Source organism: Methylobacterium sp. JK268, from assembly GCF_054052225.1.
The window spans coordinates 41,537-50,046 of the sequence record NZ_JBSVZN010000049.1; the positions used below are offsets into that span (position 1 = coordinate 41,537).

Sequence of the window (8,510 nt, forward strand, 5' to 3'; positions counted from 1 at the left end):
TGGGGCAGGGGCGAGTTCGCCCTCGATAATGCCGGATCTGGCCGACACGCTTGGCCTGTCGAACTTGCACGTCGACCGCGTGCTGCAAGCCCTACGACGCGACGGGCTGATCTCGTTGCGGGGACGCCGCTTGCAGATCCTCGCGCCGCGGTGGCTGCGTCAGCTCGCGGAGTTCGAAGCCGGGTACCTCTCGGGTTCGCTGGCTGTCTCGAGGCCCAGAGCGGCCCGCTTCCTACGCGGGCGCCGGGCTGCGACCTAGTCGCCGTCGTAATCGGTGGGACGCACGCCGGCGGCCGTTGCGATCAGGACCGCCTCGGGCAGCGTCTGGGCGTCGAGCGTCGCCATGACGCGGGCCCGGTGGATCTCCACTGTGCGCGGGCTCAGGCCCAGCGCTAGAGCGATCGTCTTGTTGGTCCCGCCCGCGAGCAAACTCTCCAGCACCTCGCGCTCGCGCGCCGTAAGCGCCGCGATCCGGGCGCGGGCTTCTTCAACCCGGCGCGTCCGATCAGCCTTGGAGTGGATCTCGGCGAGCGCCGTTCTCACGGCGAACAGCAGCACCTCGGGTGTCCAGGGGGCTTGGAGGAAATCAACCGCTCCCGCTTTCATGACGCGGACCGCGACGCCGACGTCGTCCCCCCTCGCACCGAGCGCCACCACGGGCAGGTGCGCGCGTAGCGGCTTCAGCTTGCTCGCGACAACTGGGTCGCCTGTCTCCTCCAAGTCGAGCACGACGCAGCCCGGTACCAGTGAACCCGCCAGTTTGAGGAGGGCCTGACCGCTCCCGAAAGCCTGCACCTCGTAACCGGCTGCCTGCAGGATACTGACGAGGCTGCGCCGGGCGTCGTCCCCGACTGCGACCACATAGGCGCGTAGGCCAGTGTCGACGGTGATGTCTTGCGCGATCCCACCCGCCGACCGGATCAGCCCGTCAATGCCCGGGATCGGGAAGAAGGTGTCCCGGATGCAGCGAACCGCGCGGTCAGAGGCACGCAGGATGCGGTATTCCAGGATCAGCGCCTCGCCATCCCTCACCCGCTCCATCGCCTGAGCGGCGGCACCGCGGTCCTCCGGGTGGACGCTGGCGAGCCAACCCGCGACGTCCGGCATGTCCTCGGCGGGCATCCCCCAGACGCGCGCGAAGGCCGGGCTGAGATAATCGAGCCGCCCACTTTCCAAATCGGCGAGCCAGAGCACGTTGGCCGAATGCTCGGCGAAGCGCCGGAAGCGCTCCTCACTCGCGCGCAACGCCTCCTCGGCCTGATGGCGTTCAGTGATGTCGAGGGAGACCGCAAGGACGCCAACGATGGCGCCCGTGCCGTCGCGAAGGGCGCTGACGACGTTGCGCACCCACACCGGTGTACCATCCGGACGCAGGTAGCACTTCTCGATGGTGAAGGGTGCACCCTCCGCCATGGCCCGCTGGTAGAGGGGTTCGTTGGACACCCAGTCGTCCGGGTGGGTCAGGTCCTGCACGGTGCGGCCGAGCAGATCATCCCGCGTGCGCCTGAGGATCTCGCAGTAGCGGTCGTTGACGAAGCTCATCCGATGGCCGGTGTCGACGATGACGATGCCGGCTTCAGCTTGCTCGGCCACGGCCCGGAAGCGCTCCTCACTCTCGCGCAGCGCCTCATCCGCGGTCAGCGCGAGGGAGCGCTCGACGACCGGGTGTGTCGTTCGAGCGAATTCCGAGTCGTTTCCGGCAAGCTTGGGCCGCTGAGGGGTCTGGATGAGAGACTTTGCTTGCTCAGTCAGAGCGCGCCGCTCAGGATCGGGATCGGGCATGGTGTGCTCGCGAAAAGCAGGCGGGAGCACACATCTCTCTCAGCCACCAGTGCCCGCGGGTCCGGAAACCGGCTGGTGATCCCGACATCCTAGGCTCATTCCGCAAAAAAATCTATCTAAAACGAGGCTATTTCATGGGTAATTTTGCCGAATTCCACACATATGTTACACAAAACTCTGCTACATCCAATAATTAGCGGGATCATGCCAGAGCCTCAATATGTTAGGAGCGGGCCAGATAGTTGCGGCTGCGCAAGATCTGCATCTGGCCGGCAAGCTGTAGTCGCTGCTCGGCATACGGGAGATCATTACAGTTAGCAGTGGCCACAGCCCAGGTCGTTCAGGGCCGATCAGGCCGTCGGTAAGCTGACATTCGGAACGCCAGAGAAGGGTCGGAAGCTGACTCCCGCCAGGTCAAGCTGAGTAGGTGTTGACTCTAGCGGCTCGCGCCGTCCATCAGTCTCTGCGCCCGCCCGGCCCCGCTGCGGCGGACTTTTCGTTTCAGGGCTCCTCCGGCACGTTGACCAGCACCCCGTACTCCTCGTCCCGCTGGTTCATCACCACCCGGCTCCCGTTGGCCTTCGCCCGAGCGTGCGCGCGCCCCAACGCATCCCGAACTATGTCGACCGGCTTGGCCGCGCCGAATTCAGCTGGCCTGATCGCTAACGGTCTCGAGCACCTGCTGATTTATGGCCACGAGCCGGTCGACGACGCCACCGAGGTGCTCTGCGTCCAACCCGAACCGCTCGGAGCATTGGGCCAGCGCCCCGAACTCGCATTGGAGCTGCACCAGGAGGTGGTGCAGCACCGTGGCGAGCGCTAACATCTGGGGTCGGCGCGAACCGAGGTCGTCTCCAGCCTCCCAGGCTCGGATGAGTTCCGCCGTCTGTCGAAGCGTGCTGTCGGCGTCGTACACAGCGGGGTGCATCAGGATCTCAGTCACGATTGCCTCCGCTCAGGCCGAATGAGAGCTGAGGCTCTGGTTGACCTCCGCCAGCCCGCGGGAGGCCCCTTGCATGGCCGAGGAGATCTCCCGAGTGACCGCGCTCTGCTCTTCCACCGCCGCGGCGATCCCACTTACCACGTCCTGCGCCTCCGTTACGCTTCGCTCGATGATGCGAAGGCTCCCCACCACGGCGCCCGCCACGGCCTGCATGGCTTGGATGTCCTGCGTGATCTGGGTCGTCGCGCGGGTGACCTGCCCGGCGAGGTTCTTCACCTCACTCGCCACCACCGAGAAGCCGCGGCCCGCTTCCCCGGCCCGCGCCGCCTCAATCGTCGCGTTCAGCGCCAGCAGGTTGATCTGCTCCCCTACACTCTGAATCACCTGCGCAATCCCGTTCATTGAGGCCGCGGCCTTCTCCAACTCTCCCGTCGAGCGGCCGCCGGTCTGAGCCTCAGCGTTGATCCCGTCGATCAGCAGCTTCGAGCGTGCGGCGGAGTGCGCGATCTCGGCCACTGACGCGCTCAGCTCCTCGGCCGCCGCCGCGGAGGACTGCACGATCCGCTCGACCCGACCCGAAGCCGCGATGGCTTTCACCTGAGAGGTCGTGCTGGCCGTGATGTCCATACAGTACTTCACGATCTTCACCGGCTGTCCGTACGCGCCGAGCACCGAGTTGTAGGTGGCCTGGATCCAGACCTCGCGGCCGGCCCTGCCCAAGCGCTTGTAGGTTGCGGCGTGGCACTGCCCGGCCCGCAACTGCTCCCAGAACTGGTGGTACTCGGCCGAGGAGGCATGGCCCGGCTCCACGAACATGCGGTGGTGCCGGCCCCTGATCTCGTCCAGGGAGTAGCCGACGGCCGCCAGGAAGTTCGCGTTGGCGTCCAGGATGGTGCCGTCGAGAGCGAACTGGATGGCGCCCTGGCTCCTGTCGATCGCGGCGATCTGGCCCGCGACGTCGAGGGCGCGCAGCTTGTCGGCGGTGATGTCCGTGGCGAACTTCACCACTCCTGTCAGCCTACCGGCCGGGTCGAGCATCGGGTTGTACGTGGCCTGCAGCCAGATCTCCCGGCCGCCCTTGCCCAGGCGCTTGTACTCGCCGACCTGGTACTCACCGCGGGCGAGGGCAGCCCAGAACTCGCGGTAGGCGGGGCTTGTCTGCTCGGCGGGCTCCACGAAAATTCGGTGGTGCTGGCCGCTGATCTCTGCGAGGTCGTAGCCGACGGTGCGCAGGAAGTTCTCATTGGCATCGACGATGGTGCCGTCGAGGGCGAACTGGATCACCGCCTGCGAGCGGTGGATCGCCGCGACCTTAGCCTCGCTGCCGATGCTCCTGAGCTTCTGCTCGGTGATGTCGGTCGCTAGCTCCATTACCCGGACCGGACGCCCGGCACTGTCCAGGACGGGGATGAGGATTGCCTGAAACCAGAGTTCACCGCCGTTCTTGGCGATCCGCTTATACTCGCCCCGCTGGGGCCGGCCCTGCCTCAGCGCCTGCCAACATGCCTCATAGGCGGGGCTGCTCCCCTCGCTGGGATCGACCAGCATGGCGTGCTTGCGGCCTCGAATCGCGGCAAATGTGTAGCCGAGGGCGTCCAGGAAGATCGGGTTAGCGCTTAGAATGGTGCCGTCGAGGGCGAGTTCGAGCACGGCCTGGGCGCGGGACAGGGCGTCGAGCTTGGCCGACTGGGAGCGGTCGAAGAGCATGGCGGGTGCCTCTAGATTGAGCACAACCAGTGCGTGCCCGTGGGCGTCCAGACAACACCGGACCTCAGCGTCGCAATCTGCTGTCAAATTACAAATACAACGTAAAAAATCATATTTTGTATACGCTGACAAGACTCGAATTTGACTTAGTATAAACTTACCAGGTTCGATCAAATCTAAGGTAACTCAATGATGTGCGATGAGGTTCCGCTTCGCAAATGGCTCGCCAGCAAATAGACAAAGAGCAATAAAATCTATTTCTTTCCCGGCGCGCACTTGAGGCATATGCCGGAGCGTCCGGCGTGGCTGTCTGGGCTGATCAGAAGGGCTCCGAGCAAGCGCTAGGCTAGGCTACTTCCGTAGCTTCTACGGGACGGCGAGGTTCGCGACGGACCTGAGGCTATCGCGCGCAAGAAGTCGCACACGCCCGCGTCCCGGGGGCGGCCGGGTGTTTCGACCCCAGGGCTCGTCCTGACCGTCGACCAGCACCTGTTAATCCGCGTCCGGCCGGTTCCTCACCAGCCGCTTTCCGGTCGCCTCCGCCCACGCATGCGCGCGTTCCCACGCTTCGCACACGCGGTCGGCGGCCTCCTGCTCCGTATGCGCGTGCCCCGAGGCGGCGAAGCCGAGCGAGGCTGCGGTGTTGTTGATCGTGAGCGACCACGTCTAGCGGCTGCCGACCCCATCGCGCGGCGCTTCTTCGTTCCGGGATCTGTCCGGCCCAGGCGCTCACTCCGCCGCGGGCTGACTGAGCCGCATCGCCTCCTCGCCCGAGACACCCAGGGCGAGCAGCAGGCGCAGGAACGCGGCGATGGTGCCGGGCACGGCGGTCTCGCCGCCCTCCCACCTCCGAACGCGACGGACGTCGACGCGCAGCAGCCGCGCCGCTGCGCTCGGCGTGAGCCCGAGGGCGGCGAGGGCTATGCGGAACTCCGTGTTGGTCACGGCTCCTGGTCCTCGGGTCGATGGGCCGGCCACGGCAGGTCCCGTCCCACCACGCGATAGTCCGGCGGCAGCTGACCAGCGGTGCCCATGCTCCAGCCTGTCTCGGAGTAGTGGCGCGCGTACAGCCCGAGCATGTCGCACATCACGCTGATGGTGCGGGAGCCGCACCGCGAGCAGCGCAGGCGCAGCTCGATGTCCGGGAAGGGCAGTTCGGCCGGGAATCGGTCGGTGCTGATGACCGCTTGGTGGCCGCAGTCGATCGCCTGGCAGCGGACCGCGGCGGTACGGTCGCCCTGGGACCGGTAGTGCCCGACCGTTGGCGGCGGGATCTCGCGGCCCTCGGCGTCGTAGGCGCGGCGGGGGTTGCGCCTCCTCACTGATAGAGTGTCCGCTTGCCCGTGAGGGTGATCAGCAGGGCGGTAGCGACGGCTCGCAGCTCGTCCTCTCGGGTAGCGTGCGGATCAGCCAGCACCCGGCAGGCATGGTCGTCCGCCGCCACTGCCGCCGCCAGGTCGAGCGTGAACTCGCCGATCTCGTGCAGCCGTGTGGTAGGCGCGTTGAGGTAGAGTTCCGCGGCTGCGGCGACGGCCTGCATGTCGATGGGCGGCGCTACGATCCTGTCGTTGTCCATGGCGGCGCACCTCAGCTGCCGGCGAGCATATCGGCGAAGTCATCCGGCACCTCGCCGAAGCGCCCGAGAACCAACACGCCTTCAAGCTCGCCCGTCTCGTTGTCGGCGGTGATCTGGAGCGCGGCCGCGCCCGGCTTGCGGGTTGCGATCGCCTCGGCGCGCTTCAAGGCTCCCGTGCCGGTCGGGGCGACGTCCCGAGCACCGGGCACCAGGCGCTTGCGGCGCATCTCGAAGGTCTGGATCAGGTACGTGGTCGCGCTCGCCATGATCGCCTCCGAGCGGGTCCGGGCTCCCGCATGTTCTGTTTTCGTTCTAGCACTCGGAGAAGCCCAAGTCTCCGCTCGCGAACTGCGAGGACCTACGGGCATTCGCCTCCGGGGGGATCGGGAGAGCCCCGGGCCGCCCGAGGCGGCCGGGGCCGCTGATGGCAATCCTCCCAACTCCTGCCCTCATGCGGCCCTCACGGTCTGCAGAAAGCCCTCGACCTCCCGGCCGAGAACCGCGGACTGCTGCGACAGGTCAGTGGCGGAGGTCAGCACCTGCGTCGCCGCTGCCCCTGTCTCCTCCGAGGCGCGTGCGACCCCCGCGATGTTGGCAGTCACCTCTCCGGTTCCGGCGGCCGCTTGCGCCACGTTGCGCACGATCTCCTGGGTCGCCGCGCCCTGCTCCTCCACCGCCGCCGCGATCGAGGCCGTGACCGCGTCGATCTCGCGGATGCGCCCGGCGATCTGGCCGATCGCCGACACCGCCCGACCGGTCGTGGCCTGCACCCCTGCGACCTGACCGGAGATCTCCTCGGTGGCCCGCGCCGTCTGGCCGGCCAGTTCCTTCACCTCGGCGGCCACCACGGCGAAGCCGCGACCCGCCTCGCCGGCCCGCGCGGCCTCGATGGTGGCGTTCAGGGCGAGGAGGTTCGTCTGCGCGGCGATGCCGGCGATGACCTCGACGATGCCTCCGATCCGCCCGGCAGCCTCGCTGAGAGCCCCCACCAGGGCGGCGGCCTCGTCCGCCTCGCCGACCGCGCACCGGGCCAGCTCCGCCGAACCGCTCACTTGGCGACCGATCTCCTCCACTGACGCTCCGAGCTCCTCCGCCGCCGCGGCGACGGTGGCCACGTTCGAGGCGGCCTGTTCGGCGGCGGCCGCCACGGTCGTCGATTGGCTGGCGGTCTCGGTGGCGGTGTCCGCCATGCCCTCGGACGTGGCGCGCAACTGCGTCGCCCCCGCGGTGACCCCGGCCACGATGCCGCTGACCGCCGCCTCGAAGCGCTCGGCCACCTCTCGGAGCGCCAACCGCCGCCGCGCCTCCCCGTCGGACCGCGCCCGGGCCGCCTCCTGCTCCAGCTCCCGCGTCCGAGCAAGCCCTACGCGGAAGACCTCGACGGCGCGCGCCATCGCGCCGATCTCGTCGCGGCGCGCGGTCCCGGCGACGGGGATGTCGACCTGCCCTTCGGCGATGTGCCGCATGGTCTGCGCCAAGCCGGCCAAGGGCCGCATGGCCCGGCGCAGGCCGAGCGCGAGCACACCGGTCCCGACCAGGACCAGGATGAGACCGATGCCGAACGCCCGCCACACGGTCGCATCCAGCGCCGCGAGGTAGTCGGCCTTGCGTACGCCGACGTAGAGGATGCCCAGGACCTCGCCGGCGGGATCGAGGATGGGTTCGTATGCGGTGAAGGTCGGGGTGCCGAGAACGTCGGCCTCGCCGCGGTAAGCTTCGCGCCGTACCAGGACGGCGTCGCGGACCGGCCCCTGGGCGAGCTTGGTGCCGGTCGCGCGCTTGCCGTCCGCACCGACGACGTTCGTGGCGAGGCGGGTGTCGCCGACAAAGATTGTGGCGTTGCCGCCCAAGACCTCGCGGACGCGGTCGACGGCCGGCTCGGCCGTGTCGACGACGTGGGTGCCGACGCGCAACTGGCCGTCAACGACCGAGAAAGTCGCCGCGCCGCCCTCGTCGGCGAGGGTGAGACGCAGCAGCCTCATGTTGCGGTCGAGGGCCTCGCCGGCGCGGCGGCCCATGTCGGCGCGCAGGTCGGCGAGCATGAGGGCGAGGGCGCCGGCGCAGGCCAGGGCGGTCACGGCGATGCCGATCAGGCTGATCCGGGTCGTGAGTGAAAGGCCGATCATCCAGGGTCTGCGCGTCGACATAGAGTGTCCCCGAAGAGCAAGTGGCGGCACTCCTCCGATTGACGAAGGAAGCCGCGTCGAAACTCGTCCGCATCGGCGCTGAACGTCTCAGAGGCGAGGCTGAACCCGGGCACATACAGTCGCAGAACACCTTAAAGCAATCTTGTCAAAATCTTAGGATCAACGCTCACGAGGGTATATTACTCAAGTTCAATGGGCTTAGACGAACAGAGCTAGTCCCAGTATCAGATGATACGATTGCATCAGATTATAGAAGCACTCTTTTAACACTGTGGCGAATGGCTTGGCGGTTCCGCGTGAGTGCTCGGGGTTGCCGCACACGGTGATGTGCCGCCGTCCTGCGCCATCGGGAACT

The 8,510-nt window shown here is 67.5% G+C and carries 9 protein-coding genes; 1 reads left to right on the forward strand and 8 read right to left on the reverse strand.

Features of this window, described 5'->3' with window-relative positions:
• Positions 1–28 precede the first annotated feature (28 nt).
• A complete protein-coding gene (locus ACW9J6_RS32780) occupies positions 29–259 on the forward strand; it encodes a helix-turn-helix domain-containing protein (protein WP_457120521.1) in 231 nt (76 codons plus the stop codon).
• Here ACW9J6_RS32780 and ACW9J6_RS32785 read toward each other — a convergent pair.
• From ACW9J6_RS32785 to ACW9J6_RS32820, 8 genes are all read right to left on the reverse strand, one after another.
• On the reverse strand, positions 256–1,782 hold the full coding sequence (locus ACW9J6_RS32785) for a PAS domain S-box protein (protein WP_457120522.1): 1,527 nt from the start codon (positions 1,780–1,782) through the stop codon (positions 256–258). The two genes, ACW9J6_RS32780 and ACW9J6_RS32785, sit on opposite strands and share 4 nt — an antisense overlap.
• A gap of 646 nt (positions 1,783–2,428) precedes the next feature.
• Positions 2,429–2,725 (reverse strand): hypothetical protein, encoded by a 297-nt coding sequence (locus ACW9J6_RS32790; protein WP_457120523.1) that lies wholly within the window; start codon positions 2,723–2,725, stop codon positions 2,429–2,431.
• Positions 2,726–2,737: 12 nt separating this feature from the next.
• Positions 2,738–4,432, reverse strand: a complete 1,695-nt coding sequence (locus ACW9J6_RS32795; protein WP_457120524.1) for a methyl-accepting chemotaxis protein — start codon at positions 4,430–4,432, stop codon at positions 2,738–2,740.
• 729 nt (positions 4,433–5,161) lie between these two features.
• Positions 5,162–5,377: a helix-turn-helix domain-containing protein gene (locus ACW9J6_RS32800; protein ID WP_457120525.1), complete on the reverse strand. Its 216-nt coding sequence runs from the start codon at positions 5,375–5,377 to the stop codon at positions 5,162–5,164.
• Positions 5,374–5,754, reverse strand: a complete 381-nt coding sequence (locus ACW9J6_RS32805; RefSeq protein WP_457120526.1) for a hypothetical protein — start codon at positions 5,752–5,754, stop codon at positions 5,374–5,376. The genes ACW9J6_RS32800 and ACW9J6_RS32805 overlap by 4 nt, the downstream gene beginning before the upstream one ends.
• Positions 5,751–6,008 (reverse strand): hypothetical protein, encoded by a 258-nt coding sequence (locus ACW9J6_RS32810; protein ID WP_457120527.1) that lies wholly within the window; start codon positions 6,006–6,008, stop codon positions 5,751–5,753. Before ACW9J6_RS32810 ends, ACW9J6_RS32805 begins: the two co-directional genes overlap by 4 nt.
• An 11-nt stretch (positions 6,009–6,019) precedes the next feature.
• The gene (locus ACW9J6_RS32815; protein ID WP_457120528.1) at positions 6,020–6,274 is read right to left on the reverse strand and encodes a hypothetical protein; all 255 of its coding nucleotides are present in this window, start codon (positions 6,272–6,274) and stop codon (positions 6,020–6,022) included.
• 183 nt (positions 6,275–6,457) lie between these two features.
• Positions 6,458–8,155 carry a methyl-accepting chemotaxis protein gene (locus tag ACW9J6_RS32820; RefSeq protein ID WP_457120529.1) on the reverse strand — a complete coding sequence of 566 codons (1,698 nt, stop codon included), beginning with the start codon at positions 8,153–8,155 and terminating at the stop codon, positions 6,458–6,460.
• Positions 8,156–8,510: the final 355 nt, after the last annotated feature.

Excerpts from the sequence above, each read along its gene's own strand:
- ACW9J6_RS32780 (WP_457120521.1), top strand. The coding sequence starts at position 29 with ATGCCGGATCTGGCCGACACGCTTGGCCTGTCGAACTTGCACGTCGAC.
- ACW9J6_RS32785 (WP_457120522.1), bottom strand. The coding sequence starts at position 1,782 with ATGCCCGATCCCGATCCTGAGCGGCGCGCTCTGACTGAGCAAGCAAAG.
- ACW9J6_RS32795 (WP_457120524.1), bottom strand. The coding sequence starts at position 4,432 with ATGCTCTTCGACCGCTCCCAGTCGGCCAAGCTCGACGCCCTGTCCCGC.
- ACW9J6_RS32810 (WP_457120527.1), bottom strand. The coding sequence starts at position 6,008 with ATGGACAACGACAGGATCGTAGCGCCGCCCATCGACATGCAGGCCGTC.
- ACW9J6_RS32815 (WP_457120528.1), bottom strand. The coding sequence starts at position 6,274 with ATGGCGAGCGCGACCACGTACCTGATCCAGACCTTCGAGATGCGCCGC.
- ACW9J6_RS32820 (WP_457120529.1), bottom strand. The coding sequence starts at position 8,155 with ATGTCGACGCGCAGACCCTGGATGATCGGCCTTTCACTCACGACCCGG.